This window comes from Roseateles cavernae (genome assembly GCF_040187885.1).
In the GTDB taxonomy this organism is placed as follows: domain Bacteria; phylum Pseudomonadota; class Gammaproteobacteria; order Burkholderiales; family Burkholderiaceae_C; genus Roseateles_E; species Roseateles_E cavernae.
This window is the reverse complement of the sequence record NZ_JBDPLH010000011.1, coordinates 83,412-108,606: the sequence shown is the minus strand read 5'-3', so window position 1 is coordinate 108,606 and position 25,195 is coordinate 83,412. Positions and strand designations below refer to the sequence as shown.

29 protein-coding genes are annotated in these 25,195 nt (G+C 66.6%); 14 read left to right on the top strand and 15 right to left on the bottom strand.

Annotation, left to right across the window (positions count from 1 at the left end; translation table 11 throughout):
• Window position 1: 1 nt before the first annotated feature.
• Genes ABGI63_RS22505 through ABGI63_RS22480 form a run of 6 tightly spaced genes read right to left on the bottom strand, consistent with a single transcriptional unit; the run spans window position 2 to window position 6,819 of the window.
• Window positions 2-364, bottom strand: a complete 363-nt coding sequence (locus ABGI63_RS22505) for a translation initiation factor Sui1 (RefSeq protein WP_349744755.1) — start codon at window positions 362-364, stop codon at window positions 2-4.
• Window positions 361-2,763, bottom strand: coding sequence for a DUF3772 domain-containing protein (locus ABGI63_RS22500; RefSeq protein WP_349744754.1), 2,403 nt, complete (start codon window positions 2,761-2,763; stop codon window positions 361-363). Before ABGI63_RS22500 ends, ABGI63_RS22505 begins: the two co-directional genes overlap by 4 nt.
• Window positions 2,760-3,692: a tRNA dihydrouridine synthase gene (locus tag ABGI63_RS22495; RefSeq protein WP_349744826.1), complete on the bottom strand. Its 933-nt coding sequence runs from the start codon at window positions 3,690-3,692 to the stop codon at window positions 2,760-2,762. Before ABGI63_RS22495 ends, ABGI63_RS22500 begins: the two co-directional genes overlap by 4 nt.
• A 14-nt stretch (window positions 3,693-3,706) precedes the next feature.
• The gene (locus ABGI63_RS22490) at window positions 3,707-4,204 is read right to left on the bottom strand and encodes a M48 metallopeptidase family protein (protein WP_349744753.1); all 498 of its coding nucleotides are present in this window, start codon (window positions 4,202-4,204) and stop codon (window positions 3,707-3,709) included.
• A complete protein-coding gene (locus tag ABGI63_RS22485) occupies window positions 4,201-6,072 on the bottom strand; it encodes a M3 family metallopeptidase (protein WP_349744752.1) in 1,872 nt (623 codons plus the stop codon). The genes ABGI63_RS22490 and ABGI63_RS22485 overlap by 4 nt, the downstream gene beginning before the upstream one ends.
• Before the next feature lie 33 nt (window positions 6,073-6,105).
• Window positions 6,106-6,819 (bottom strand): DUF502 domain-containing protein, encoded by a 714-nt coding sequence (locus tag ABGI63_RS22480; RefSeq protein WP_349744750.1) that lies wholly within the window; start codon window positions 6,817-6,819, stop codon window positions 6,106-6,108.
• A gap of 37 nt (window positions 6,820-6,856) precedes the next feature.
• Between ABGI63_RS22480 and ABGI63_RS22475 the strand changes: the two genes are divergently transcribed.
• From ABGI63_RS22475 to ABGI63_RS22460, 4 genes are all read left to right on the top strand, one after another.
• A complete protein-coding gene (locus tag ABGI63_RS22475) occupies window positions 6,857-7,162 on the top strand; it encodes a 2Fe-2S iron-sulfur cluster-binding protein (protein ID WP_137943238.1) in 306 nt (101 codons plus the stop codon).
• A 97-nt stretch (window positions 7,163-7,259) separates the two neighbouring features.
• On the top strand, window positions 7,260-8,804 hold the full coding sequence (locus ABGI63_RS22470) for a methyl-accepting chemotaxis protein (protein WP_349744748.1): 1,545 nt from the start codon (window positions 7,260-7,262) through the stop codon (window positions 8,802-8,804).
• A gap of 147 nt (window positions 8,805-8,951) precedes the next feature.
• Complete coding sequence (locus ABGI63_RS22465; protein WP_349744747.1) at window positions 8,952-9,542, top strand: lysophospholipid acyltransferase family protein; 591 nt, start codon at window positions 8,952-8,954, stop codon at window positions 9,540-9,542.
• A complete protein-coding gene (locus tag ABGI63_RS22460) occupies window positions 9,535-9,777 on the top strand; it encodes a VF530 family protein (RefSeq protein ID WP_137943241.1) in 243 nt (80 codons plus the stop codon). The genes ABGI63_RS22465 and ABGI63_RS22460 overlap by 8 nt, the downstream gene beginning before the upstream one ends.
• A 21-nt stretch (window positions 9,778-9,798) precedes the next feature.
• Here the strand turns inward: ABGI63_RS22460 and minE are convergent, their stop codons facing one another.
• From minE to minC, 3 genes are all read right to left on the bottom strand, one after another.
• Window positions 9,799-10,062 carry a cell division topological specificity factor MinE gene (gene minE, locus ABGI63_RS22455; RefSeq protein ID WP_137943242.1) on the bottom strand — a complete coding sequence of 88 codons (264 nt, stop codon included), beginning with the start codon at window positions 10,060-10,062 and terminating at the stop codon, window positions 9,799-9,801.
• Window positions 10,063-10,073: 11 nt separating this feature from the next.
• On the bottom strand, window positions 10,074-10,889 hold the full coding sequence (minD, locus tag ABGI63_RS22450) for a septum site-determining protein MinD (protein ID WP_137943243.1): 816 nt from the start codon (window positions 10,887-10,889) through the stop codon (window positions 10,074-10,076).
• A gap of 63 nt (window positions 10,890-10,952) precedes the next feature.
• Window positions 10,953-11,792, bottom strand: a complete 840-nt coding sequence (gene minC / locus ABGI63_RS22445) for a septum site-determining protein MinC (protein WP_349744745.1) — start codon at window positions 11,790-11,792, stop codon at window positions 10,953-10,955.
• A 907-nt stretch (window positions 11,793-12,699) separates the two neighbouring features.
• Between minC and ABGI63_RS22440 the strand changes: the two genes are divergently transcribed.
• From ABGI63_RS22440 to ABGI63_RS22420, 5 genes are all read left to right on the top strand, one after another.
• Window positions 12,700-12,891: a hypothetical protein gene (locus ABGI63_RS22440; protein WP_349744825.1), complete on the top strand. Its 192-nt coding sequence runs from the start codon at window positions 12,700-12,702 to the stop codon at window positions 12,889-12,891.
• Between the two features lie 128 nt (window positions 12,892-13,019).
• Entirely contained in the window at window positions 13,020-15,065 is a 2,046-nt protein-coding gene (gene metG / locus ABGI63_RS22435; RefSeq protein ID WP_349744744.1) for a methionine--tRNA ligase, read from the top strand.
• A gap of 24 nt (window positions 15,066-15,089) precedes the next feature.
• The gene (locus ABGI63_RS22430) at window positions 15,090-16,754 is read left to right on the top strand and encodes a SulP family inorganic anion transporter (protein WP_349744743.1); all 1,665 of its coding nucleotides are present in this window, start codon (window positions 15,090-15,092) and stop codon (window positions 16,752-16,754) included.
• Window positions 16,755-16,787: 33 nt separating this feature from the next.
• Complete coding sequence (locus tag ABGI63_RS22425; protein WP_137943247.1) at window positions 16,788-16,991, top strand: DUF3460 family protein; 204 nt, start codon at window positions 16,788-16,790, stop codon at window positions 16,989-16,991.
• A gap of 26 nt (window positions 16,992-17,017) precedes the next feature.
• A complete protein-coding gene (locus tag ABGI63_RS22420; protein ID WP_432767461.1) occupies window positions 17,018-17,911 on the top strand; it encodes a segregation and condensation protein A in 894 nt (297 codons plus the stop codon).
• Here the strand turns inward: ABGI63_RS22420 and ABGI63_RS22415 are convergent.
• The 3 genes from ABGI63_RS22415 to ABGI63_RS22405 form a co-directional block, all read right to left on the bottom strand.
• A complete protein-coding gene (locus ABGI63_RS22415) occupies window positions 17,902-18,636 on the bottom strand; it encodes a response regulator (RefSeq protein WP_349744742.1) in 735 nt (244 codons plus the stop codon). The genes ABGI63_RS22420 and ABGI63_RS22415 overlap by 10 nt on opposite strands.
• 149 nt (window positions 18,637-18,785) lie before the next feature.
• On the bottom strand, window positions 18,786-19,238 hold the full coding sequence (locus ABGI63_RS22410) for a MaoC family dehydratase (RefSeq protein WP_349744741.1): 453 nt from the start codon (window positions 19,236-19,238) through the stop codon (window positions 18,786-18,788).
• Between the two features lie 3 nt (window positions 19,239-19,241).
• The gene (locus ABGI63_RS22405; protein ID WP_349744740.1) at window positions 19,242-19,868 is read right to left on the bottom strand and encodes a ParA family protein; all 627 of its coding nucleotides are present in this window, start codon (window positions 19,866-19,868) and stop codon (window positions 19,242-19,244) included.
• An 85-nt stretch (window positions 19,869-19,953) separates the two neighbouring features.
• Between ABGI63_RS22405 and ABGI63_RS22400 the strand changes: the two genes are divergently transcribed.
• Entirely contained in the window at window positions 19,954-20,385 is a 432-nt protein-coding gene (locus ABGI63_RS22400) for a DUF1841 family protein (protein ID WP_349744739.1), read from the top strand.
• 30 nt (window positions 20,386-20,415) lie between these two features.
• Here the strand turns inward: ABGI63_RS22400 and ABGI63_RS22395 are convergent, their stop codons facing one another.
• The 3 genes from ABGI63_RS22395 to flgA all read right to left on the bottom strand — a co-directional run bounded on the left by ABGI63_RS22395 (window position 20,416) and on the right by flgA (window position 22,063).
• Window positions 20,416-20,805, bottom strand: coding sequence for a hypothetical protein (locus tag ABGI63_RS22395; RefSeq protein ID WP_137943252.1), 390 nt, complete (start codon window positions 20,803-20,805; stop codon window positions 20,416-20,418).
• A 100-nt stretch (window positions 20,806-20,905) separates the two neighbouring features.
• Complete coding sequence (flgM, locus tag ABGI63_RS22390; protein WP_349744738.1) at window positions 20,906-21,238, bottom strand: flagellar biosynthesis anti-sigma factor FlgM; 333 nt, start codon at window positions 21,236-21,238, stop codon at window positions 20,906-20,908.
• A 111-nt stretch (window positions 21,239-21,349) separates the two neighbouring features.
• Window positions 21,350-22,063, bottom strand: coding sequence for a flagellar basal body P-ring formation chaperone FlgA (flgA, locus tag ABGI63_RS22385; RefSeq protein WP_272646717.1), 714 nt, complete (start codon window positions 22,061-22,063; stop codon window positions 21,350-21,352).
• A gap of 170 nt (window positions 22,064-22,233) precedes the next feature.
• On the opposite strand from flgA, the gene flgB reads away from it, so the two are divergent.
• From flgB to flgE, 4 genes are read left to right on the top strand one after another with little or no spacing between them, the layout of a single operon-like run.
• Window positions 22,234-22,647: a flagellar basal body rod protein FlgB gene (gene flgB / locus ABGI63_RS22380; RefSeq protein WP_349744737.1), complete on the top strand. Its 414-nt coding sequence runs from the start codon at window positions 22,234-22,236 to the stop codon at window positions 22,645-22,647.
• Between the two features lie 16 nt (window positions 22,648-22,663).
• Window positions 22,664-23,080: a flagellar basal body rod protein FlgC gene (gene flgC, locus ABGI63_RS22375; RefSeq protein ID WP_137943255.1), complete on the top strand. Its 417-nt coding sequence runs from the start codon at window positions 22,664-22,666 to the stop codon at window positions 23,078-23,080.
• Window positions 23,081-23,102: 22 nt separating this feature from the next.
• On the top strand, window positions 23,103-23,759 hold the full coding sequence (locus ABGI63_RS22370; RefSeq protein WP_349744736.1) for a flagellar hook assembly protein FlgD: 657 nt from the start codon (window positions 23,103-23,105) through the stop codon (window positions 23,757-23,759).
• A gap of 48 nt (window positions 23,760-23,807) precedes the next feature.
• Window positions 23,808-25,181, top strand: a complete 1,374-nt coding sequence (flgE, locus tag ABGI63_RS22365) for a flagellar hook protein FlgE (protein WP_349744735.1) — start codon at window positions 23,808-23,810, stop codon at window positions 25,179-25,181.
• Window positions 25,182-25,195: the final 14 nt, after the last annotated feature.

Here is a 25,195-nt window from a genome sequence, read left to right as displayed (position 1 = left end):
CTCAGCCGCCGGCCTTCTTGACCTTGTGGCCGGCCTGCGTGAGCCGGGCCATCACGGTCTCGAGATGGTCGCCCTGGATCTCGATGACGCCGTCCTTGACCGTGCCGCCGGAACCGCAGCTGGCCTTGAGCTGCTTGGCCAGCGTGCTCAGCCCGGCCTCGTCCAGCGCCAGGCCCTTGATCAGGGTCACGCCCTTGCCCTTGCGGCCCTTGGTCTCGCGCGAGACGCGCACGATGCCGTCGCCGGCCGGGATGGGCTTGGTCTTGCTGCAGCGGCAGTCGGCGGCGGCCTGGCGGCAGCTGGGGCAGGTGCGGCCGCTGTCGGTGGAATAGACCAGGCGGCTGTTGCTCGAAGAGGTGCTCATGACTCTTGCTTGGGAGGAAGTTCGGAAGGCGGGGGTTCGGGCGGCGGGGCCTCGCGCAGCACCAGGCCCGGCGCCTGCCACAGCGGCACCCCGGCCTCGCGCAGGTCCTGCAGCACCCGGAACAGCAGGGCGCTGCGCACGCCATAGCTCTGGCGCGGCGAGGCGACGAAGCCGGTGGCATTGAACACCAGCTGGCCCTTGTCGATGCCGTCGAGCTGGACATTGGGTGCCGGCGTGTCCATCACATCATCGTGTTCTTCGAAGGCGCGGCGCAGGATCTCGCTGACCTTGGCGGTGTCGCAGTCCAGCGGCATCGGCAGCTTGATCTGCACCAGGCCGACCGGGTTCTGATGCGTCACATTGCGCACGATCTTGGTGATGAACTCGGAGTTCGGCACGATCACGGTGGAACGGTCGCCCATCTGGATCTCGGTAGCGCGCACATTGATGCGGCGGATATCGCCCTCGAAGCCGGGCCCCGGCCCGCCCAGCACCACCCAGTCACCGACCTTGACCGGCCGCTCGGCCAGGAGGATCAACCCGGACACGAAGTTCGACACCACGGCCTGCAGGCCGAAGCCTATGCCCACCGACAGCGCGCTGGCGATCCAGGCCACCTTCTCCAGCTCCAGGCCGATGGCAGACAGCCCCAGGCCGATGGCCACCACGGTGCCCAGAAAGCTCAGCAAGGTGGTGACCGAGCTGCGCATGCCGGCATCCAGCGAGGTGGTCGGCAGGAAGCGCTCGCTGAGCCAGGACTTCAGCGCCCGCAGCGCCAGCAAGGCCAGCAGGAAGACCAGCAGCGACTGCAGCAGCGCGGTGGGCTTGAGCTGCAGCTCGCCGACGGCGATGCCCTCGCGCAGCTGGTCGGTGCGCTGCAGGAGATCGGCCGGGCTCTCGCCGAACGGCGCCAGTATCAGCACCAGCACCAGCAGCCAGATCGTCAGCCGCAGCGCACCGGAGCCCAGCACGACCGCCTGGTTGCGCAGCGCGCGGCCGGGCCGGGGCCGGGTCTCGCCCAAGGACTCGTCGTCGTCGATCAGCCAGGTGGTGGCGGCATCGTCGATCAGCAGGCTCAGCAGATAGGCGCTCAGCGCCAGCACCGCAATCCAGGTGATCTGGCGCACGACAAAACTGCCCAGCGCGACATAGCCCACCACGATGCCCAGCAAGGCCAGCACCAGAATGCCCCAGACAGCCACCAGGCTCAGCGTCAGCCAGGTCGGTCGCGCGTCATCGGTCGCCTGCTCGGCGTCGGCTTCGGCCATCGCGCGACGGCGCAGCTGCTCGCCGCGATGCACGGTGCGCACCAGCACCGCACCGAGGGCCAGCGCATACGCGCCGTTGACCGCCACCTCGATGGCCAGGCTCAGCGACAGGCCGCCGCTCAGGCGCTGCATGAACCAGCCGACGAAGGTGACCGCACCGATCAGGGTCGGGTACCAGCGCAGGCCCAAGGCCACCGAGTCGGGCAATGGCAGCAGGCGCCAGGAGGGCCGGCGCGGCGTCAGCAGCGCGTGGCCCAGGCCGGCGATATAGGCGGCAAAACATACCGCGCCGACACTGCTGGCCAAGAGCGGGCGCAGCGGGTCGCCGTCGGCCAGGTTCTCGCTCAGGCCCAGGGCCAGCGCATAGGCGGCAACACCTGGCACCAGCATGGCCAGCAGGGTCTGCAGCACCGCGTAAAGCGAGCGCCGCACGCGGCCCGGCGGCGTGCGCTGCGAGGCCAGTTCGGTCAGCCAGCGGCCCAGCCACACGCGCAGCGCCAGTGCCGCCAGCAGCACGCCCGCCAGGGCCAGCCAGCGCGCCCCCGAGCTGCCCGCGACCGCGTCGCTCAGGCGCTGCTTGAACTGCTGCAGCCGCGCGGTATCGCGCGTCAGCCCGCTGCGCAAATCGTTCCAGAAACTCGGCGCCAGCACCGAGTCGGTGCGCTCGAACAGCTCGGCCCGAAAGCGCGCCCGCCGCTGCCCGCCGACCTCGTCGGACAACTGCTCGCTCTCCAGCGCCAGCAGCCGTGCCAGCTTCATCCGGGTGTCCAGCAGCTCGCTACTTTTCTTCAGCGCACGGCGCTGCTCGGCCACATCGCCGGCCTCGCTGCCCTCGGCCGGCACCGGGCCGAGCTCGGCCAGACGCGCCTGCGCGCTGTCGAACTGCGGCGCCTGCTCCAGGGCAATCGCCTCGGCGCGCTGCTGCAGCGTCAGCAGCTGGCGGCGAAAGTCGGCCAGCTCGGCATCGCCCAGCGGCTTGCCGTCACGGACATCGCCCCCCAGTCGCTTGCGGATCTGCTCCAGCTGGGTGCGCGCGCTGTCCAGTGTGGTGTCGACCGTCTCCTGGGCCCAGGCGGCGGCCGCGATCAGCAGCAGCCAGGCCAGCAGCAGTGGGTGCAGGGCGACTCTCATGCGGCCTCTTTGATCGGCGCCCAGCCGAAGAACTCTCGCTCCAGCTGCCCGGGCTCGTTGATCGTGCGCACCCGCCAGTAGGCCTGCTCGGCCTCGGGGTAGCGGCGCTTCAGATAGTTCAGCCATTGCTTGAGCCGGCCGGCCTGATGGCGGGTCTCGACATGGCGGCGAACCTGGCCCCAGAAGACCTCCATCAGCGGCAGCAGCTCAGCCCAGGGCAGCGGCAGCGCTGCAGCGCTGCGTATCGCCAGCGCCAGCCCCGGATCGGCCACCATGCCCCGGCCCACCATCAAGTCCTCGCACCGCGACTGGGCGCGGCAGTTCTCGGCATCAGCGGCGGTCCAGATCTCGCCATTGGCGATCACCGGCACCTGGACCGCGGCACGCACCGCCGCGATGCGGTCCCAGTAGGCCGGCGGCTTGTAGCCATCGGCCTTGGTGCGGGCATGGATCACCAGCTCCTCGGCGCCGGACTCGACCATGGCCAGCGCGCAGTCCAGCGTCTTCGAGTCGTCCAGATAGCCCAGCCGCATCTTGGCCGAGACCGGCAGATGGGCCGGCACGGCGCGGCGCACCGCACCGACGATACGGGCGATCAGCTCGGGCTCGTCCAGCAGCACCGCGCCGCCGCGATGGCGGTTCACGCATTTGGCCGGGCAGCCGAAGTTCAGATCGATGCCCTCCGGGTCCAGCGCCGCCAGCTTGGCCGCGTTCTCGGCCATGCAGACCGCATCGGAGCCCAGCAGCTGCGGCCGCACCGGCACACCGGCGGCGGTCCGGCTGCCATTGAGCAGCTCCGGCACGATGCGGGTGAAGACGCGGTTGGGCATCAGCATGTCGGTGATGCGGATGAACTCGGAGACGCAGCGGTCGATGCCGCCGACGCGGGTCAGCGCGTCTCTGAGCATGTGGTCCAGCAGACCTTCCATCGGTGCAAGAAGAATCACTGGACCAACTCCTGATTCGTCAGCCACAAGCGCAGATCGAACTCCAGCTGCCCGTAGTTCGGCTCCATATGCTGGCACAGCGAATAGAAGGCCTTGTTGTGCTCCAGCTCCTTGATATGGGCCAGTTCGTGGACGACGATCATGCGCAGGAAATCGGCCGGGGCCTCGCGGAACAAGGTGGCGATGCGGATCTCGCGGCGCGTCTTCAGCTTGGCGCCCTGCACGTTCTGCGCGCGGGTATGGGTGCCCAGCGCGTGCTGGATGATCTTGAGCTTGGCGTCATAGCAGACCTTGTTCAGCGGCTCGGCATTGCGCATGAAGCGCTGCTTCAAATCCTGGGTGTAGTCGAACAAGGCCTTGTCGCTGCGCACCTCGTGCGTGTCGGCATAGCGGCGCTGCAGATACTCGCCGAGCTTGCCGGCGGCTATCATGCCCTGCACCTGGGCCTGCAGCTCGGCCGGGTAGCCGGCCAGGTACTTCAACGGCGGGTTCACTGCAGCGCGGGCCTCGCGTAATGCTCGCCGACCCAGCGCTCGAAGCGCTCGCACATCGCGTCCTCACCCTCGCTGCTGTCAGCCAGCAGTTCGGCGCCGTGGACGATGCGTATCGTGGCGTCCAGTGCCGGCAAGCCGGCTGCGGGTTCGCCGCGCGCGCTGGCCGCGGCCATGGCCTGCTGCGCCCGCGCCCAGGCCTCGTCGACCGACTCGTTGCAGGCCTCGGCCAGATAGCGGGCCGAGAAGCCCTCGCCGGTCAGGCGGCGCAGCGTGGCGTCGTGGTCGATGCTGTTGCCGGGCGCCCAGTAGTGCTCGGCCAGCGCCGGGCCGATGGCCGGGTTGTCGGCCAGATAGCCATGCTCGCGCAGGAAGTGGGCGCGGGTCTGGTAGACCGCCATATGGGCCAGCAGATAGCCCTGGTAGGAGGCGGCCGATTCCTGGTTCAGCAGATGCGGAATCGCCAGCAGCGGCCGCGGGCCGGCGGCCACGCCCTGGATGCGCAGCTCGGTGGCGCGGGCCAGCGCCAGCACGGCCTCGGCCGTCAGCGCGGCATCGTCCATCGCATAGAGCGCGGCCTCGAAATAAGGCACGACGGCGATCGCGCGCTCGTCGAAGGCCCGCATCGGCTGCTGGCTGGCGATGCGCTCGCGGATCAGTGCATCGGGGATGGCCTCGCCGGCAGCATTGTGGGCATAGCGCTTGAGCCAGTCGGCATCGTTCAAGAGGCTGTCGCAGAACATCGACTGTGTCTCGGCATAGGCCATCGAGGTGGGCGCGAACTCCTGCGAGAAACAGGGCGAGTTCTGCACCACATTGGCAAAGTGCGCGGCATGGCCGCCCTCGTGGAACAGGGTGTTGATCGCGCGCAGGCCGCTGCCGACCTGGTCGGGCTTGGCCTCGGCGGTGAAATTGATCTGACCGGCCACCCAGCGTCCCGCCTCGTCGACATAGGTCGGGATCGGGCCATGGCAGAAGCCATTCTGGTATTTGCCCTCGCGCGCCAGCAGGTCCAGCTGCATCGTGGCGCCACGATAGCTGATGCCCAGGCGCCGGAAGCTCTGCACCCAGCGGCGCAGCGCCGGGCCGAAGGGCATGTACTCGTCCATGCGCCGCAGCACATCGCCGCCGCTGAAGTAGCGCAGATTCCAGGGCTGCAGCGCCGCTTCGCCATGCGCGGCGACCAGGGCCGCCAGGGCCCGGTCATTGGCGGCCTGGGTGCGGGCGACGAAGTCGTCGAGGATCTCGAACAAGGCCGGCGGCGTCATGCGCTCGTTCTTGCGCAGCTTCAGCTCGAAGTAGTTGGCAAAGCCGAGCGCGCGCGCGAAGCGGTTGCGCAGCCGCACCAGATCCAGGAAGCCATGGTCCAGCACCCAGCGCTCGATCTCGCCATAGGCCTCGTAGGAACTGCGGCGCGCGGCCTCGCTGGGGTTGCTGGCCATATTGGTGGCCAGCATGCTCAGCGTGGCCACCTCGCGCTCGCCGCGCTCGTTCAGATGGGTGGGCGCGAGCTCTTTCTTCTTTGCGAACAGCACGGCCTCGGCCGCGATCAGCTCACGCATCAAGGCCTGGCCCTCGGCCTTGTCGACGATATGGGCCTCGAACAGCGCCAGCCAGCCCCGCAGCCCGTGCAGCAGCGCGTCGCGCGCGGGCCCGGCCGGCTCGGCCTGCACGGCAGCCAGATGGGCGCGCGTCGCGGCAAGCCGCGCCGGGTCGGAGATGAAGTCCTTGTAACGCGCTTCGGCGGCCGCGAAGCCGGCGTGGTCCTCGCTGGTGGCCATATAGGTGGACCAGAACAGGTCTTCCTTGGTCTTGTGGACCCGCAGGTAGTCGCGATTGAGCGCGTCGAAGAATTCTTGGGCTTGCATCATGGGAGGCTCTTGTGGAGACAGCCCCGTATTGTCTCAGGCATCCACCGTGGCCACGGGCTTGGCCGCCGCCTTCGCCCCCAGCACCTCGGAGCTGGTGACCCCCATCGAGACATAGAGGCTGGTCAGCCCGTCCATGCCGATCTCGGCCGGCCGCACCCACTCGGTGGGCAGGAACAGCAGGCCGCCGCCAACCGGCACCGGCGCGGTCGGCACGATCACCGCGACATAGGCGATGCCGTCGATCAGCACCGGCTCGGGATTGGACAGCAGGCCCAGCACCAGGGCCCCGCCCTCGGGCTTGACGCCGCCGAAATGGCACCACACCGGCGCCATCGAGCGCACGCCGGCCTCATCGCGCTTGGACAGCATCTCTATCATGCGCTTGAGCAGGTCGTAGACCGTGCTGATGACCGGGATGCGCGCGATCAGCGCCTCGATACCGGTCTTCAGCCGGCGCTGCAACTGGGTCTCGACCAAGAGGCCCAGCAGATAGATCAGACCCATCGCCAGCGCCAGCCCCAGCAGATAAGCCATGCCCTGGGACTCGATCAGGCCCAGGGTCAGCAGGCCGATACCGTGGCCCAGCCAGCTGTCCGGGCCGATGAAGCTCAAGAGCATTGATCCCACCCAGCCGATCAGGGCCAAGGTGGCCAGCAGCGGCAGCACGGTCAGGAAACCAGTGACGAAGGTGCGCAGCACATGGCGGCGCGCTTCGGTGGCAAAAAAGGTCTTCGGGGTTTCGTTCATGGCGCTCTGACGGTCGGGGAGCAGGCATCATGCCAGCATGACTGCTGCATTCCCGGTCGAGATCCGGCCGCAGGGCTGGCAATTCGATGCCGCGCCCGAACAAACCCTGCTGCTGGCCGCGCTGGAGATGGGCCTGCGCATGCCCCATTCCTGCCGCAACGGGACCTGCCGGGCCTGCATCGCCCGTTTGCTGGACGGGCAGATCGACTACCGCATCGAGTGGCCCGGACTGAGCCGCGAGGAAAAGGCCGAAGGCTGGATCCTGCCCTGCGTGGCATGCGCGCGCAGCGCGCTGACGCTGGAGGCGCCGGCCACCGTCAATCTGTTCGATGCCCCGCTGTAGCGCCGGACTACCCTCTGGTTAACCCTTTGTTCCGCCGATCGAAGCGGCGGCGGCTGGGTCAGCATGGCGGTATTCAAACCCCGCCCCAGCCCCTCCCATGCTCAAACTCAATAATTGGCGCCTGCGCACCCGCGTGCTGGCCGGCTTTGCCCTGGTCATTTTGCTGATGATGGTGGCCTCCACCGTCGGCATCGTGCGGGTCGCGATGCTGAACCAGCGCATCGAGCGCCTGGTCGAGGTCGATATGCAGGCGCTGGACCTGTCGCGTCAATGGGCCGGCATGAGCGAGGGCAGCATCCAGCGCCGCATCGTCTCGATGGCGGTCGATGACGAGGTCTTCGTCAAGGCGCTGACGCGTCGCTCCAAGGAAGTGTCCGAGCGCATCGACAAGGTCCAGGCCGAGCTCGACAAGATCAGCAAGACGCCCGAGGCCGACCGGCTGACCGATGTGATCGCCGAGACGCGCAAGAAATACCAGGCCTCGCGCGAGGACCTGATGAAGCTGAAGAAGGCCGGCGAGAACATCCAGGCCCGCGTCGCGGCCGAGCTGATCCCGGCGATGGAGACCTATCTGGCGGCCATCAACAGCTATGCCGACTACACCCGCGAGGTGCTGCAGACCGCGCGCCGCGAGGCCGAGGCCGAGGCCCAGACCACCCGCCAGCTGGTGACCGGCCTGATGCTGCTGGCCGTGCTGCTGGGCCTGGGCGTGGCGGTGGCCATCACCCGCTCGGTGACCGCACCGCTGGCCCGGGCGCAGAGCCTGACCCGGGCCATCGCCGAGGGCGACCTGACCGCGACCACGCGCGCCGAGGGCAGCGACGAGCTGGCCGAGCTCAATGGCGCGCTACTCCATATGCAGGGCAGCCTGTCGACGACCATCACCGGCGTGCGCCGCGCGGCCGAGCAGGTGCGGCTGGCCTCCACCGAGATCGCCAGCGGCAATCTGGACCTGTCCAACCGCACCGAGCAGGCCGCCAGCAGCCTGGAGCAGACCGGCGCGGCGATGGCCCAGCTGGGCGAAGGCGTCAAGCTCAATGCCGAGGCAGCGCGCCAGGCCGACGGCCTGGCCAAGACAGCCTCGGACGTAGCCGGCCGCGGCGGCGCAATGGTCGAGCAGGTCATCAGCACGATGAGCGAGATCCAGCAATCGTCCAGCAAAATCGCCGACATCATCGGCGTGATCGACGGCATCGCCTTCCAGACCAATATCCTGGCGCTGAATGCGGCCGTTGAAGCAGCCCGCGCCGGCGAGCAGGGCCGCGGCTTCGCGGTGGTGGCCAGCGAGGTGCGCGCGCTGGCACAGCGCAGCGCCCAGGCGGCGCGCGAGATCAAGACCCTGATCTCGGCCTCGGTCGAGCGGGTCGAGGGCGGCAGCCGGCTGGTCGGTGAGACCGGCAGCACGATGCGCGAGGTGGTCGACAGCGTCAAGCGCGTGACCGACATCATCGGCGAGATCTCCAGCTCCAGTGCCAACCAGGCCCTGACCCTGTCCGAGATCGGCCAGGCCGTGCATCAGCTGGACCAGATGACGCAGCAGAACGCCGCGCTGGTCGAGCAGTCGGCCTCGGCCGCCGAGAGCCTGAAGGACCAGGCCGCGCAACTGGTGGACGCGGTGGCCAGTTTCCGGCTGCGCGCCTGAACTGTCCCTGTGAACTGTGGACAAGTCCGTGCACAGCCTGCGCACGCCGGCGCCAAGTGATTGATTTCACAGGCTTTGCGCTAGGCTGCTCAATAAAAGTGCACAGGCATAGGACAATCGCTGGCTTTGCCGGCATCACGGCCCCTCATGCACCGCACGATCTTCACCACGCCTGTCGTCAACACCGCGCTGCGCGCCCTGTCTCTGGCATGGCTGAGGCTGCGCGGCTGGAAACTCGACGGCGCGCTGCCGGCCGAGCAGCCCAAATGCGTGCTGATCGCAGCCCCCCACACCAGCAACTGGGACCTACCCTACACGCTGATGGTGGCGTTCGCGCTGCGCCTGAACATCTACTGGATGGGCAAGCAGCAGATTTTTCGCTGGCCGTTCGGTGGCCTGATGCGCTGGCTGGGCGGTATCGCGGTGAACCGCGAGCAGTCCAGCAATCTGGTCGCGGCCTCGGCCGAGGCGCTGCGCCGGGCCGACGGGCCGGTGCAGCTGATCGTGCCGCCCGAGGGCACGCGCAGCAAGACTCGCTACTGGAAGACCGGCTTCTACTGGATCGCCCACCAGGCCCAGGTGCCCATCGTGATGGCCTATATGGACTACCCGCGCAAGCTCAGCGGCCTCGGGCCGGTATTCACGCCGAGCGGCGATGTCGAGGCCGATATGCGCAAGATCAAGATCTACTACGCCCAGTTCAAGGGCAAGAACTGGCAGCAATTCGACCATGAGTGACGCGCCCAACAAGGATCCGCTGCAAGGCAAGACCCTGGAGATGATCGTCACCGCGCTGGCCGACTATTTCGGCTGGCAGGAGCTCGGTGAGCGCATCGCGATCCGCTGCTTCCAGAGCGATCCCAGCGTGGCCTCCAGCCTGAAGTTCCTGCGCAAGACGCCCTGGGCGCGCGCCAAGGTCGAGAGCCTCTACCTCTTCATGCTGCGCGAGCAGGCCCGCCACCGGCAGGCCTGATGCCGCTTCGGCGGCCTGGATTCAAGCTCGATTCGGCTCGGGCAGCTCGATCTTGACTTCGAGCACCTCGAAGTTGCCCTCGCGCTCCATATGCACCTTGATGTCGTCCGGGTTGATGGAGACGTACTTCGAGATCACCGCGACCAGCTCGCGCTGCAGCTGGGGCAGGTAGTCGGGGCTGGTGCTGCGGCCGTTGCGCTCATGCGCCAGGATCAGCTGCAGCCGCTCCTTGGCGACGCTGGCGGTGTTCTTTTTCTCACCGAGGAAGAAGGACAGGAATCCCATCGTGGCCTCCCTCACTTGCTGCCGAACAGGCGTTTGAAGAAGCCGGGCTTGACCGCCTCGATGAAGCGCATCGGCTTGTCCTCGCCCAGGAAGCGCGCCACCACATCGGCATAGGCCTCGGCCACCTCGCTGCCCTTCATATGGATGGCGGGCAGGCCCTGGTTGGAGGCCTGCAGCACCACCTCGGACTCGGGAATCACGCCGATCAGCGGCGTACGCAGGATCTCGTGTATGTCTTCCAGCGACAGCATCTGGCCGCCCTCGACCCGGCTGGGGTTGTAGCGCGTGATCAGCAGATGCTCCTTGATCGGCTCCTTGCCCTCGATCGCGCGCTTGGTCTTGCTGTTGAGCATGCCCAGGATGCGGTCGGAGTCACGCACGGAGGAGACCTCGGGATTGGTCACGACCAGGGCCTCGTCGGCGAAGTGCATGGCCATCAGCGCGCCGGTCTCGATGCCGGCCGGCGAGTCGCAGATGATGTAGTCGAACTCCATCGCCTTGAGCTCTTCGAGCACGCGCTCGACGCCCTCCTGCTTCAGCGCGTCCTTGTCGCGGGTCTGCGAGGCGGCCAGGATGAAGAGCTTGTCAAGCTGCTTGTCCTTGATCAGGGCCTGGCTCAGCTTGATCTCGTCATTGATGACATTGATCAGGTCATAGACCACGCGGCGCTCGCAACCCATGATCAGGTCGAGATTGCGCAGGCCCACGTCGAAGTCGATCACCACCGTCTTGTAGCCGCGCAGGGCCAGGCCGGTTGCAAAGCTGGCGCTGGTGGTGGTCTTGCCGACCCCACCCTTGCCGGAAGTCACTACGACGATCTTGCTCATCGATTCAAGTCCTTTTCAGTAAAGGGTCAGGTCTTGCCTGGCCCGGAAGATTTTCAACATCCATCACAGCTTCAGCGGCTCCATCACCAGCTTCTCGCCCTCCAGCCGGATCTGCGCCGGCTTGGCGAACACGGTGTCGGGCAGCGGGTTCTCGGTGGTGCGGTAGATGCCGGCGATCGCGATCAGCTCGGCCTCCATACTGGTGGCGAAGATGCGCGCGTCGGTGTTGCCGCGCGCACCGGCGATGGCCTTGCCGCGCAGCGGCGCATAGACATGGATATGACCGTCGGCGATCACCTCGGCGCCATGGTTGACCAGGGCCAGCACGACCAGATCGCCGCCCTTGGCATAGACCTGCTGACCGGAGCGCAGCGGCTTGTCGATCACCAGGGTCTTGACCGCGTCGCCGGGCACCTCGCGCACCACCTCGTGCACGACCTCGCGCACCACTTCCTGCACCACGGTCTCGACCCGCGCTTCGGCGCGCGGCGCCACCGGCTCGGGCTCCGGCGCCTCGGCCAGTCCCAGAGCCAGCGCGCGCGCCAGCAGGCCCGGGCCGGCGCCCACCACGGCCACCGGTTGCATGCGGTACTCGCGCAGCAAGGCCAGCAGGGCGGGCAGATCGATCGCCGGCTCGGCGTCCAGGCTCAGCTGGGCCTGACCCGGCTCGTTGCCGGGCTCGGTCTGGGGCAGCGGCGAGAAATCGATCAGCAGCGGGTCATGGTTGAACACCTCGGGCGTGCCGCCCAGACGCTGGCGCAACTCGGCCGACAGCTGCGTCAGATCGCCGGTCTTCAGCACCAACGTGAGAAGACTCAGGGACGCGCTCTTGAGTTCAAACACCTCATGGGCCCTGGACGCAGGTTTGCCGGCTTTGTTGTTTCCCTCTAGTGCCTGGACCATGAGCAGTGGCTTATCTCTTGTGCAAAAGCGGTGATTTTAGCGGGAGGCGAGGCAGGCCTCTTTCGGGGCACACCCGCAGCCTGCTCAAAAAGCAGGCAGAGCAAGAACAAGACAGGCAAATCAAGCACTTAGCCCGGCTATCGAAGCGGTGTTCACAAACTTGTCCACATCAGCGGTGGACAGCGCATGAGCTATTTCAACATCAGGGCTTGACTTATCCCCAAACACCCAGCACCTCGCGGGTCGCTGCCGGATGCCGGCGCGCATGCTGCACTGCATCTGCGCGTTTCCCCGAAAGCGCGCTAAGCCGTTGATTCATATAGAGCCGTATCGCCTGCTCAAAAAATCGGCAAGCCAAGCGCAAGCGCGGCATATCAAGGGTTTAGCGCCGCTGCACCGATGTTCTCCACAAAGTTATCCACAGAAGAAGTGGATAGCTTCACCAAGCCTTACAAATCAAGACCTTAAGCGTGATCTTTGATGTCGAATTGAGCTTCTGGTGCTAACTGGCATGTCATATATCGTCAACGAAGCGCATACGAGGCGACAGTCCGACGCCCAAGGCCGCAACCCCTGCTGAGGACAAGAAAAATATCGGCAGGCCCTTGACTTATCCCCAATTGTTGCGACTGCGTGACAGCCGCCTGCGTCGCAGTGCAAGCCGGCGAGCAGCACGGCCAAGCCGGGCCAAGTCCTTGATTTGCATACGATGCCGGGCCGCCGCAAGCCACGGCAGCAAGCAGGCATCACCAGCAAATTCAAGCACTTAGCGAAAACAGCCCCGCTTGCCCACAAAGTTATCCACATGGCTGGCGCGAGCCTCAGCGTGGCGGGCGCGATGGGGATCGGCGCTGCGGTTACAGTGGCGACTGGGCTTGCATGTCGCAAGCCACCGAAGGAGTCGGCCTTGGCAACACCCAATTACTCATACGAAAAACGGCAACGCGAGCTGGCAAAGAAACGCAAGAACGAAGAAAAGCGCCAGCGCAAGCTCAGCAGTGGTGCTCAAGGCGGCCAGGATGAGCCCGATGCGGGTGGCGCCGATGCCCCGGCAGCCCCGGCCGACGGCGAGGCCGCCGCCGAGCCCAACAAGGGCTGACCTGGTACTGGCCGCAGGCCGCGCCCAGCCGCGCGGCGCCGGCACCTAAAATCTCGCTCCCGCATGGCAGTCGCCATGCGATGCCGGCCCTGTTTCCCTCTGCCCGTTTTTGCCCGTACTCGCCCGCCATGACCCGCAAGCTCTTCGTCACCACCGCCCTGCCCTACGCGAACGCCAACTTCCATATTGGCCACATCATGGAATACACCCAGGCCGATATCTGGGTGCGCTTCCAGCGCATGCGCGGGCAGGAGGTGCATTTCGTCGGCGCGGACGACGCCCATGGTGCGCCCATCATGATTGCCGCCGAGAAGGCCGGCAAGACGCCGCAGCAGTTCGTGGCCGACATCGCGGCCGGCCGCAAGACCTATCTGGACGGCTTCCACATCAGCTTCGACAACTGGCACTCGACCGATGGCGCGGAGAACCACGAGCTCTCCAAGGAAATCTACAAGGCCTTGCGTGCCAATGAGCTGATCTCGGTGAAGACCATCGAGCAGTTCTTCGACCCCGAGAAGGCGATGTTCCTGCCCGACCGTTTCATCAAGGGTGAGTGCCCGAAGTGCGGCGCCAAGGACCAGTACGGCGACTCCTGCGAGGTCTGCGGCGCGGTCTACACGCCCACCGAGCTGAAGAACCCGTTCTCGGTGCTGACCGGCGCGACGCCGGTGATGAAGAGCTCGGAGCACTACTTCTTCAAGCTCAGCGATCCGCGCTGCATCGAGTTCCTGGAGCAATGGACCCAGACCCCGGGTCGGCTGCAAAGCGAGGTGCTGAACAAGATCAAGGAATGGTTCACCAAGGATGAGGAGGGCAAGGGCGGCCTCGGCGACTGGGACATCAGCCGCGACGCGCCCTACTTCGGCATCGAGATTCCCGATGCGCCGGGCAAGTATTTCTATGTCTGGCTGGACGCGCCGATCGGCTACCTGGCCTCGCTGAAGAACTACTTCGGCAAGCTGGGCCGCGACTTCGACGCCTTCATGGCCGACGAGTCGGTGGAGCAGATCCATTTCATCGGCAAGGACATCACCTATTTCCACACGCTGTTCTGGCCGGCGATGCTTCATTTCAGCGGCCGCAAGACGCCCAACCATGTCTATGTGCATGGCTTCCTGACCGTCAACAACGGCGAGAAGATGAGCAAGAGCCGCGGCACCGGCCTGGACCCGCTGAAGTACCTGAACCTGGGTATGAATGCCGAGTGGCTGCGCTACTACCTGGCTGCCAAGCTCAACGCCAAGGTCGAGGACGTGGACTTCAACCCCGAGGACTTCGTTGCACGCGTCAACAGCGATCTGGTCGGCAAGTACATCAATATCGCCAGCCGCGCGGCCGGCTTCCTGGCCAAGCGCTTTGGCGGCCGGCTTTCGGCCGACCTGGGCGTCGAGGGCCGCGCGCTGCTGGACACGCTGCGCGCCCATGCCGACACCATCGCCGAGCTCTACGAGGAGCGCGAGCTCGGCAAGGCGCTGCGCGAGATCATGCTGCTGGCCGACAAGGTCAACGAGTATGTGGACCAGAACAAGCCCTGGGAGCTGGCCAAGAAGGAAGGCGCCGACGCGGTGCTGCAGGATGTCTGCAGCGTCTGCATCGAAGCCTTCCGTCTGCTGACCATCTATCTGAAGCCGGTGCTGCCGGCGCTGGCCGCCAAGGTCGAGGCCTTCCTGAAGGTCGAGCCGATGCAGTTCGCCGACAGTGCCCGCGCACTCGGTGCCCACCAGATCGGCACTTACGAACATCTGATGCAGCGTGTCGACCCCAAGCTGCTGGAAGCCCTGTTCGAGCCCCCCGCCGCCCCCAAGGTCGTGCCCGGTGGCGAGGACCTGGCCCCCGAGATCAAGATCGACGATTTCACCAAGGTCGATCTGCGCATCGCCAAGATCGTCAAGGCCGAGCATGTCGAGGGTTCGGACAAGCTCTTGCGCCTGACGCTGGACGTCGGCGAGGGTCGCCTGCGCAATGTCTTCTCCGGCATCAAGAGCGCTTACAAGCCGGAAGACCTCGAAGGCAAGCTGACCGTGATGGTCGCCAACCTGGCCCCGCGCAAGATGAAGTTCGGCATCAGCGAAGGCATGGTGCTGGCCGCCAGCCACGCCGACGAGAAGGCCCACCCCGGCATCTTTGTGCTGGAGCCCTTCCCCGGCGCCCAACCCGGCATGCGGGTGCGCTGAACCACGGGCGGCCGACATCACACGATGCCGCCGCTGCACCGCTTTCACCCGCGCGCACTGAGCGCGCTGCGCGCCTACAGCCGCCAGCGCTTCATCGCCGACCTCGGCGCCGGCATCACGGTAGGCATCGTCGCGCTGCCGCTGGCCATTGCCTTCGCGATCGCCTCGGGCGTCAAGCCCGAGCAGGGCCTGGTCACCGCCATCATCGCGGGCTTTCTGATCTCGGCCCTGGGCGGCTCGAATGTGCAGATCGGCGGGCCGGCCGGCGCCTTTATCGTGATCGTCTACGGCATCGTGCAGCGCTACGGCCTGGCCAATCTGCTGATCGCCACCGTGCTGGCCGGCGGCCTGCTGGTGCTGATGGGCCTGCTGCGCCTGGGCGCGTTGGTGCGCTACATCCCGGTGTCCATCGTGATCGGCTTCACCAACGGCATCGCGGTGCTGATCGCGCTGTCGCAGCTGAAGGATCTGCTGGGGCTGGACATCGCGCAGATGCCGGCCGACCTCTTCGGCCAGCTCGACACGATGAGCCGCCATCTGCACAGCTTCAACCCCTGGGCCCTGCTGCTGGGCCTGGGCTGCATGGGCGTGGTGCTGCTGTGGCCCAAGACCTACCAGATGCAGCGCGGCCATGGCCCCTGGCGCCAGCGCCTGTACCGGATGATGGCCCAGCTGCCGGGCACGGTGATCGCGCTGGTCGGCGCGACGCTGCTGGCCCAGGGCCTGAGCCTGCCGCTGGAGACCATAGGCAGCCGCTTTGGCGGCATCCCGCAAAGCCTGCCCGGCTTTGCCCTGCCCGAGTTCAGCTGGAGCAGTGCCAAGCAGCTCTTCATCCCCACCGTGACGATCGCCCTGCTCGGCGCGATCGAGTCGCTGCTGTGCGCCCGGGTGGCCGACAATATGACGGCATTGCCCCGCCACGACCCGAACCAGGAGCTGATGGCCCAGGGTGTGGCCAATATGGTCGTGCCCTTTTTCGGCGGCATCCCGGCCACCGGCACGATCGCCCGCACCGTCACCAATGTGCGTGCCGGCGGCAACAGCCCGGTCTCCGGCATGGTGCATGCCGCCACCCTGCTGCTGATCGTGCTGCTGGCCGCGCCGCTGGCCGAATACGTGCCGCTGGCGGCGCTGGCCGGCATCCTGCTGGTGGTGGCCTGGAATATGGGCGAGTGGCATGAGTTCGCGCGGCTGCGCCGCTTCAGCCTGCCCTACCGCACCATTCTGCTCGGCACCTTTGTGCTGACCGTGGTGTTCGATCTGACGGTGGCGGTCGAGGTCGGCCTGGTGCTGGCCTGCCTGTTCTTCATCTACCGGATGAGCACGCTGTTTCGCGTCGAGCGGCTGAGCAGCGAGATCGCCGGCACCCAGCTGATGCGGGTCTATGGCGCGCTGTTCTTCGGCGCGGTCGGCAAGGTCGAGGGCCTGGCCGAGTCCCTGCCGGCCGGCTGCCACACCCTGGTGCTGGACCTGCATCAGCTGATCTCGATCGACACCTCGGGGCTGGACGCGCTGGTCCAGCTGCAGCGCACACTGGCACGGCAGGGCCAACGCCTGGTGCTGTGCGGTCTCAACGAGCAGCCGGCCAGCCTGATTGCACGCGGCGGGCTGGCCGAGGCGCTGGGGCCGGACGGCATTCATGCCGATTTGACCGCCTGGCGCGGCGCCTGCCGGCAAGCGGGCCTGTAAAATCACCTTTTTTGCAGCCGATAGCGCCCCGCCATGCCCCTGTTCTGGAAGCCTTACAAGTCCGAAGTCAGCAGCTTCATCGATGAGCTGAAGGCCAAGAAGCCGACGCTGGAACAAGAACAGCGCGCCGGCCGTGCCCTGCTGTGGGACAAGCCGGTGGACCGCCAGGCCCAGGCCGATTTCCGCGCCGCCAAGATCGCCCAGCAGCCTTACGTCTACCAGACCAAGGGCGACTGAAACCCCGCCCGTCCAGGAGCGCCGGCTTGAGCGACACGCCGCTGCCCCCCCTGCCGGCCGAGCCGGCCGCCGCCGCGACGCCGCTGACGGTGGACGGCGTCGCCGTGGCCCGCCTCTACGGCGAGCCGTTGTTCCAGATGCCGCTGGACCTCTACATCCCGCCGGATGCGCTGGAGGTATTTCTCGAGGCCTTCCAGGGTCCGCTGGACCTGCTGCTCTACCTGATCAGGCGACAGAACTTCAACATCCTCGACATCCCGCTGGCCGATGTGACGCGCCAGTACCTCAGCTATGTCGACCAGCTGCGCAAGAGCAATCTGGAGCTGGCCAGCGAATATCTGCTGATGGCGGCGATGCTGATCGAGATCAAGTCGCGCATGCTCTTGCCGCCCAAGAAGACCGAGGACGGCGCCGAGCCTGAAGACCCGCGCGCCGAACTGGTGCGGCGCCTGCTGGAGTACGAGCGCATCAAGCTGGCCGCCGCCCAGCTGGACGCGCTGCCGGTGCTGGGGCGCGACTTCCTGCGTGCGCAGGTGCATATCGAGCAGTCGCTACAGCCGCGCTTTCCCGATGTCGAGCCCAATGATCTGCGCGAGGCCTGGCTGGACATCCTCAAGCGCGCGAAGCTGAACCAGCACCACCGCATCACCCGCGAACAGCTGTCGGTGCGCGAGCATATGAGCATCGTGCTGCGCCGGCTGCAGGGCCAGCGCTTCGTCGAGTTCGAGCAGCTGTTCGAAGTCAGCCGCGGGCCGCAGGTGCTGGTCGTGACCTTTATCGCGCTGCTGGAACTGGCACGCGAGCGCCTGCTGGAGATCACGCAGGCCGAGGCCTTCGCGCCCATCTATGTGCGCCTGGCCTACTCACCGAGTGTGGCCGAGCCGCTGCCCGAGCCGCTGTTCGAGACCGATCAGGCCTGAGCGGCGCGCCAGGTTGAAAAGTGCGCCTCGGGCTGGCGCTGCATCATCTGCCCCACCGCCAGCACCGCCTGGGTGCGTGAGCTGACCCCCAAGGCCTTCAGCACGGCGGCCACATGGTCCTTGATCGTCTCGACCGAGACGCCCAGCTCGCGGGCGATGATCTTGTTGGGCTTGCCTTGCAGCAGCAGGGCCAGCACATCGGTCTGGCGCGGCGTCAGCGACAGGCCTTCGAGCCCGCCGGTGGTCTGGTAGGCCGACTCGCTGGCGGCCTGCTGGATCTGCTGCATGCGCTGCTGGGCCGGTGCCGGCTCGGGGGCGGAGGACATCTCATTGCCCAGGCTCATCGGCGGCACATAGATGCCACCCGACATCACCAGACGCAGCGCCTGCGACAGCATCTCGGTACTGCTGCGCTTGGGCACAAAGCCCATCGCGCCCTGGTCGATCGAGCGGATCACATCGCTGGCGCGGTCCGAGGCCGAGATCACCACCACCGGCAGGGCCGGGTAGGCGGCGCGGAACTCTTCCAGCAGATCGAAGCCGCTGGCGTCGCCCAGTTGCAGGTCCAGCAGCACCAGATCGAAATCATCCTGCTGTTTCAGGGTCAGCCGGGCAGCGGCGGCGCTGTCGGCGCCGACCACCTGGACATCGTCACCCAAACCTTCGATGACGGTCTGCAGGGCCGACAGGATCAGCGGGTGATCATCAATGAGCAGTACTTTCATGCTCGGCCCTTTCTTCTCGATGCCTCAAACTTGGCGAAATGCTTAGCGGTATGCATGGTGTTGGGGCTGGATCATAGGCAAGTGCCTTGGGCTTGGGCACAACCCTCATGGGGGATATCGTTGTCACGCCAGTTCGCAATGCGGACAAATCAGCGGTAGCGTCGCGTCAGCGACTCCGCCACGCAGACCGGCTTGGCCAAGCCCTCGCCTTCGACGCTGACCTGCACCGCCAGCTGGGCCCCGCCCTCGATGGGCTCGTAGGACAGCAGCGTGAAACGCGCCCGCAAGCGGCTGCCCACCGGCACCGGCGCCGGAAAACGCACTTTGTTAAGGCCGTAGTTGATGCCCATGCGGCTGTCTGCCACGCGAAAGCCGCTGTCGAAAAAGGCCGGCAGCAGGCTCAGCGTCAGGAAACCATGGGCGATGGGCGCGCCGAACGGCCCGGCCGCCGCCCGGGCGGGGTCGGTATGTATCCATTGCTGGTCGTCGGTGGCATCGGCAAAGCGCTGGATCCGGGCCTGGTCGACCTCGATCCAGTCGCTCAGGCCGATTTCCTGCCCCTGCAGGCCGGCCAGATCGGCCAGGCGTTCGAAAGTCCGCATCGTCTAGTGGTCCAGCCAGTCTCCCAGCGCCTGCCATTGCGCCAGATCGCGCTCGACCCGGCTGGGAGCGACGTCCCACAGGGTCAGACCGCGGGCCGCCAGTTGCACATAGTTCTGGGTGTCGCGCAGCATGCCCAGCACCGGCAGCGCCAGCCCCTGCACAAACTGCTGCAGTTGCTGGGCCGACAGCGTGCCCTCGCGCGCGCGCATGCCCACCAAGGCCAGCTGCGGGCTCTTGCCGCCCGACTGCGCGCGCAGATCTTGCAGGGTCTGCAGGAATCCGTATGTCGCCTGGATGTCAAAAAGGCTGGGTTGCAGCGGAATCAGCAGCTTGTCGGCCAAAGCGTAGAGCGAAGCGAGCTTCTTGCCATGCAGGCCGGCCGGCGTGTCCAGCACCACATGGCTGACGCCCTTGGGCGGCTTCAGCAGGCCCTTGGCTTCGACATCCCAGCTCTGGATGAGCGGCAGCTGCGCCGCTCGCAGCGCCAGCCACTGGCGCGCCGACTGCTGGCTGTCGACATCGCCCAGCATCACCGCATGCCCTTGGCGGGCGTAGTAGCCGGCAATATTGCTGGCCAGTGTGCTTTTTCCGACGCCCCCCTTGGGGTTGGCGACCAGGATCACGGGCATGAAGTCTCCTGAGCAATCACGGGGAAACCATCGTAGCCGCGCCGCGCCGCGCACCGCAATGCGGGTGAACAGCGACAATAGCGCGATGTTTGCCCCCTCCCAAATCGAGGTGCGCCGCTTTTTCTGCGCCACCTACCGCAAGCTGCGCGACGGTGCGCCGCTGATCCCGATGGAAGCCATTGCCGCGCAGTGGATTGACGAGCATCCCGAGTACCACGCCGAGCTGGCGGACGAGGAAACCGCCGTCAACACCGTCTACACGGTGGAAGAAGGTAGGACCAACCCTTTTTTGCATCTCTCGATGCACCTGACCATCACCGAGCAGCAGTCGATCGACCAGCCCACCGGCATCTGTCAGGCCATCGCGCTGCTGGCGGCCAAGCGCCAATCGATGCACGAGGCCCAGCATGCCGCGATGGACTGCCTGGGCGAGATGATCTGGGCCTCGCAGCGCAGCGGCCTGCCGCCCGATGGCCATGCCTATCTGGAATGCGTACGCAAGAAAGCCACCTCTTGAGGTGGCTTTGGCAGCTGGGATGAGCTCGGGTCAGGCCTGGTAGGACCCGCCCCCCAGCGACTTGCGCTCGTTCTTGCCCAAGGCCGAGTACAGGCCACTGGCCTCGCCCGGCATCAGCACATCGATGGCACGGTCCAGTGCGGCGGTGGCGCGTGCCAGCGACTCGCGCTGCGCGGCGACCCGGCCGCCGGCCTGCACCAGACGATGGCGCAGATTGGGCGGCACCTGGCCGCTGCGGGCGGCTTCGCTGAACATCGCGATCGCCTCGGCCAGGGCCTGGTGCAGCGCGCTGGCATGCAGCTCGATCGCCTGGCTGTCGCGCCGCAGCAAGGCCTCGCCCAGCAGATTCAGGCAGCCTTCGACGGCCAGCAAGGGCTGCTCCAGCGCCTGGCCCAAGGCCGCGTCTGGCAAGCTCGTCATTTCAGAAGTGGGCAAGGCGTGCATAGCGGTACCCGCCGCAAGGCGTTGATATTCGGTCAGCAAAAACAGTCAAGCAGCGCCGGCTCGCGCCGGCCGCCGCTCAGTGAGGCGCCACTCGGCTCAGCATTTCCTGGGCATTGGCTATCAGTTTGTCGGCCACCGCCTCGGCATTGATGCCGAACTTGCCTTCGGTGATGGCCTGGGAAATCCGTCCGACCTTCTCGGCGTCGAAGCTGCCTTCCTCGGACACACCGGCGAGCAAGGCGCTGGCATTGCTTGACAAGGCGATCTTGGCGCTGGCTTCCGGCGTCTTGCCGCCGGCGGCCTCGGCCGTCTTGGCGCGGCCGGCGTCAGCGGCGGCGGGCCTATCCGTGCCGGCCGTCACTGGCGCCATCGTTTCTGGGCTGTTACCGATTTTCATGCTGCTCTCCATAGCTCAGGGCATCGCCCGAAGCTGTCCAGGTTTTTCGGTGTATCGACCCTTCCCGGCGGGACTTTAGGACTATCGCGAAACTGCGGGGCCAAACGCCCCCCTGTGCCTGCCTCATAGCAGCACCTCCACACGACGCTCACCGACGGCGCGGCCGGTCACGGTACGGCCATTCTCGAAACGGATCCTGACATCCTGGCCTTCCAGGCCCGGCTCCATGGCCTGGCCTTCGCTGGCGATCGCATAACCGGCACCGCTGGCCAGCACCTGCACGCGCTCGCCGGCGGCAAACCAGCGCCGCTGTTTCAGATCCGTGCTGCGCACCGCCTCACCGACCACCAGGGGTCGTTGCAGGCTGCGCCCGTCGAGCAGGCTGGCGTCGGTGAAGACCTGGCCGGACTCGGCAGCTATATCAATGTCGGCCGCTTGCAGCTGGGCTTGAGACAAGACCGTGCCGGCCGGCAAGGCGGTGGTGGCCACCAGCACCCGGGCATAGACCTGCACCTGAACCGGTAGGCTGACATTCCAGCGCGCCTGGCCATCGACACAGCGCAGGCCGATGCGGCTGCGCCCCCACATCTTCATGCCGCTGGGCAGATAGGGCTGGACCTGGGCGCAAGGCGCCAGCCGCAGCCGCGCGTCGAGCTGGCCCAGCTGCACCTCGATGCGCGCCTCGGGCGGCGCGCCGGCCTGGGCACCGGCCAGCGCCAGCGCCTGGACCCGGCTCAGCAGCTCGGGGCTCAGGCTGGAAGGCGTCTGCGCCGCCCCACCCGTCGCGGCCAGGCACAGCGCAAGCCCAGCGCCGAGGGCGCGGGTGCGGCTGGCCACGAGGGCAGCGGGAAGGCAGGCTTGTTGGAGCATGGGGCGACTGTAGGCCCGCGCCGCCGACTCCTGAGGGTCGAAATGCGCAGCAAAGCCCGCTCTATTCCCGCTAATGTTTTTCGACCTGCCCAACACAATCCATCTCAACTGCCCGGACTGCCACCGAGGTCCCCATCATGATCAACCGACTGACCGACACGCTGAACTTCCAGACCCAGGCCCTGAGCCTGCGGTCGGAGCGCCAGCGCCAGCTCGCCAGCAATATCGCCAATGCCGACACCCCGGGCTACCAGGCCCGGGACATGGACTTTGCGCGGGCGCTGCGCGAAGCGACCGGCTCCAGCGCGGTGCCCGGCGCGATGGCGACCACCAGCAAGAGTCATATGGCGCCGCTGGCCGGCGCCCGCGCCGACGGCAACAAGCTCTATTCCACCGCCGCCCAGACCAATCTGGACAGCAACTCGGTCGACATGGACCGCGAACGCGCCAACTTCGCCGACAACGCGGTGAAGTACGAGGCCACGCTGCGCTTCATCAATGGCAGCGTGCGCACCACGATGGACGCGATGAAGTCGCACAACGCGGCCTGATCCACAGGAGAAGCCCATGTCGATGTTCCAGATCTTCAGCGTCTCCGGCAGCGCGGTCAGCGCGCAAAGCCAGCGCCTCAACATCGTCGCCAGCAATCTGGCCAATGCCGACACCGTGGCCGGCCCAGACGGCCAGGCCTACAAGGCGCGCCAGGTGGTGTTCCAGACCGCGCTGATGGGCGCCGGCGAGAACCTCGGCGCCGCCGGCGTGCGGGTGGCCCAGATCAGCGAAGACCAGACCGAGGGCCGGCGCGTGCACGACCCCAAACACCCCAAGGCCGACGCCGAGGGCTATGTGACCTACAGCAACGTCAACACGGTGGAAGAGATGGTCAACATGATCTCGGCCTCGCGTTCCTATCAAAACAATATCGAGGTGATGAGCACGGCCAAGAGCCTGCTGCTCAAGACCTTGCAACTGGGCCAGGGCTGAGCCCGGGCCGGGAGGACTCCTGATGGACGTCGCAACGCTCAACAAGCTCAACGGTGGCAGCGGCACCGCCTCGGCCACCAAGAACGCGGCCGATACCCAGGACCGCTTCCTGAAGCTGCTGGTCGCGCAAATGCAGAACCAGGACCCGATGAACCCGATGGACAACGCGCAGGTGACCAGCCAGATGGCGCAGATCCAGACGGTCACCGGCGTGCAGGGTCTGAACACCACGATCCAGGGCCTGACCTCGCAGTTCACCCAGCTGCAGGCGCTGCAATCGGTGGCCCTGGTCGGCCACGATGTGGCGCTGGCCAGCAACAATCTGGTGATCAGCAAGGGCGCCGATGGCGTCGCCACCGGCAAGGGCTCCTACGACCTGACCGGCGCCGCCGACAAGGTCAAGCTCGAGGTGCTGAGCCCGGCCGGCCTGGTGGTCGACACGGTGGAGCTCGGCGCCCAGAGCGCGGGCCTGCACAAATTCACCTGGCCGGCCGACAAGGCGGTCGGTTACGACAGCCTGAATTTCCGCATCACCGCCAGCCGCGGCACGGCCCAGGTCGCCTCGACGCCCTACGCCACCGACAAGGTGGTCGCCGTCAGCACCAATGGCGCCAAGCTGCAGGTCAAGCTCGAAGGCATGGGCATCGTCGACTACAGCCTGATCAAGATGGTCGACTGACGACCGCCCTCCCGATACCGATACCGCACAGTTTCAAGGAAAAGCATCATGGGCTTCCAACAAGGTCTCTCCGGTCTGAATGCCTCGAGCAAGAACCTCGATGTCATCGGCAACAACATCGCCAATGCCAACACCTATGGCACCAAGTCCTCGCGGGCCGAGTTCTCCGATATGTATGCCACCGCGCTGAACGGTGCCGGCGCCAACAATGTGGGCATCGGCGTGCAGCTGGCGGCCGTGGCCCAGCAGTTCACCCAGGGCAATATCTCGATCACCGAGAACCCGATGGACCTGGCAATCAACGGTGGCGGCTTCTTCCAGCTCAGCGACGGCAAGAGCCCGGTGGTCTACAGCCGCAACGGCCAGTTCAAGGTCGACCGCGAAGGCTTCATCGTCAACAACGACAAGCTCAAGCTGCTCGGCTACCCGGCCGACGGTACCGGCGTGATCCAGCCGGGCCTGGCCCAGCCGCTGCAGCTGCCCACCAAGGGCATCGAGCCGCAGACCACGGCCAATATCAAGATGGAGTTCAATCTGGACTCGCGCGCCAAGCCGACCGCGCCCTACACCCTGTCCGACCCGGCCGACCCGAACTCCAAGGTCGACGGCCTGGGCGTCAAGCTCAAGGACCCGACCACCTACAACAACGCCACCTCGCTGACCGTCTATGACCAGAAGGGCCAGCCGGTCGCGGTGACGCTGTACTACCAGCGCGCCCACAACCCCGATGCCAGCGGCAACACGGTCTGGAACGTCTATGTGACGGCCAATGGCGAGCCGGTCAGCGTCGCCGCCGACGGCTCCGACATCACCGCGCCCAACAAGAACGAGCCGCCGCTGCCCTACACCCAGCTGACCTTCCCGCCGACCGGCGGCAGCCCGGTGTTCCCGCCACCCGGCACCCTGCTGGATCTGCGCATTCCGGCCGGCACCAACTCGGCCGGCGCGCCGACCCTGCCCATCCCCTTCGACCCCGCCGGTCCGGCGATCCGCTTCGATGTGCTGGGCGCCACCGAGAACGGCTCCAGCTTCGCCGTCACCGATCTGACCCAGGACGGCTATGCGCCGGGCCAGCTGACCGGCATCGTGGTCGAGGAAACCGGCGTCGTCACCGCCCGCTACTCGAACGGCGAATCCAAGCCGGCCGGCCAGCTGGAGCTGGCCAACTTCCGCAATATGCAGGGCCTGCAGCCGCTGGGCGGCAATATCTGGGCCCGCACCAACACCTCGGGCGACCCGGTGGTGGGCACGCCCGGCGACGGCAATATGGGCGCGCTGCAGCCCGGCGCACTGGAAGAGTCGAATGTGGACCTGACCGCCGAGCTGGTGAATATGGTGACCGCGCAGCGCACCTACCAGGCCAATGCCCAGACCATCAAGACCCAGGACCAGGTGCTGCAGACCCTGGTGAACCTGCGCTAATCCCCGACTAGCCC

Excerpts from the sequence above, each read along its gene's own strand:
- ABGI63_RS22505 (WP_349744755.1), bottom strand. The coding sequence starts at position 364 with ATGAGCACCTCTTCGAGCAACAGCCGCCTGGTCTATTCCACCGACAGC.
- ABGI63_RS22500 (WP_349744754.1), bottom strand. The coding sequence starts at position 2,763 with ATGAGAGTCGCCCTGCACCCACTGCTGCTGGCCTGGCTGCTGCTGATC.
- ABGI63_RS22495 (WP_349744826.1), bottom strand. The coding sequence starts at position 3,692 with ATGGAAGGTCTGCTGGACCACATGCTCAGAGACGCGCTGACCCGCGTC.
- ABGI63_RS22485 (WP_349744752.1), bottom strand. The coding sequence starts at position 6,072 with ATGATGCAAGCCCAAGAATTCTTCGACGCGCTCAATCGCGACTACCTG.
- ABGI63_RS22480 (WP_349744750.1), bottom strand. The coding sequence starts at position 6,819 with ATGAACGAAACCCCGAAGACCTTTTTTGCCACCGAAGCGCGCCGCCAT.
- ABGI63_RS22475 (WP_137943238.1), top strand. The coding sequence starts at position 6,857 with ATGACTGCTGCATTCCCGGTCGAGATCCGGCCGCAGGGCTGGCAATTC.
- ABGI63_RS22470 (WP_349744748.1), top strand. The coding sequence starts at position 7,260 with ATGCTCAAACTCAATAATTGGCGCCTGCGCACCCGCGTGCTGGCCGGC.
- ABGI63_RS22465 (WP_349744747.1), top strand. The coding sequence starts at position 8,952 with ATGCACCGCACGATCTTCACCACGCCTGTCGTCAACACCGCGCTGCGC.
- ABGI63_RS22460 (WP_137943241.1), top strand. The coding sequence starts at position 9,535 with ATGAGTGACGCGCCCAACAAGGATCCGCTGCAAGGCAAGACCCTGGAG.
- minE (WP_137943242.1), bottom strand. The coding sequence starts at position 10,062 with ATGGGATTCCTGTCCTTCTTCCTCGGTGAGAAAAAGAACACCGCCAGC.
- minD (WP_137943243.1), bottom strand. The coding sequence starts at position 10,889 with ATGAGCAAGATCGTCGTAGTGACTTCCGGCAAGGGTGGGGTCGGCAAG.
- minC (WP_349744745.1), bottom strand. The coding sequence starts at position 11,792 with ATGGTCCAGGCACTAGAGGGAAACAACAAAGCCGGCAAACCTGCGTCC.
- metG (WP_349744744.1), top strand. The coding sequence starts at position 13,020 with ATGACCCGCAAGCTCTTCGTCACCACCGCCCTGCCCTACGCGAACGCC.
- ABGI63_RS22430 (WP_349744743.1), top strand. The coding sequence starts at position 15,090 with ATGCCGCCGCTGCACCGCTTTCACCCGCGCGCACTGAGCGCGCTGCGC.
- ABGI63_RS22425 (WP_137943247.1), top strand. The coding sequence starts at position 16,788 with ATGCCCCTGTTCTGGAAGCCTTACAAGTCCGAAGTCAGCAGCTTCATC.
- ABGI63_RS22415 (WP_349744742.1), bottom strand. The coding sequence starts at position 18,636 with ATGAAAGTACTGCTCATTGATGATCACCCGCTGATCCTGTCGGCCCTG.
- ABGI63_RS22410 (WP_349744741.1), bottom strand. The coding sequence starts at position 19,238 with ATGCGGACTTTCGAACGCCTGGCCGATCTGGCCGGCCTGCAGGGGCAG.
- ABGI63_RS22405 (WP_349744740.1), bottom strand. The coding sequence starts at position 19,868 with ATGCCCGTGATCCTGGTCGCCAACCCCAAGGGGGGCGTCGGAAAAAGC.
- ABGI63_RS22400 (WP_349744739.1), top strand. The coding sequence starts at position 19,954 with ATGTTTGCCCCCTCCCAAATCGAGGTGCGCCGCTTTTTCTGCGCCACC.
- ABGI63_RS22395 (WP_137943252.1), bottom strand. The coding sequence starts at position 20,805 with ATGACGAGCTTGCCAGACGCGGCCTTGGGCCAGGCGCTGGAGCAGCCC.
- flgM (WP_349744738.1), bottom strand. The coding sequence starts at position 21,238 with ATGGAGAGCAGCATGAAAATCGGTAACAGCCCAGAAACGATGGCGCCA.
- flgB (WP_349744737.1), top strand. The coding sequence starts at position 22,234 with ATGATCAACCGACTGACCGACACGCTGAACTTCCAGACCCAGGCCCTG.
- flgC (WP_137943255.1), top strand. The coding sequence starts at position 22,664 with ATGTCGATGTTCCAGATCTTCAGCGTCTCCGGCAGCGCGGTCAGCGCG.
- ABGI63_RS22370 (WP_349744736.1), top strand. The coding sequence starts at position 23,103 with ATGGACGTCGCAACGCTCAACAAGCTCAACGGTGGCAGCGGCACCGCC.
- flgE (WP_349744735.1), top strand. The coding sequence starts at position 23,808 with ATGGGCTTCCAACAAGGTCTCTCCGGTCTGAATGCCTCGAGCAAGAAC.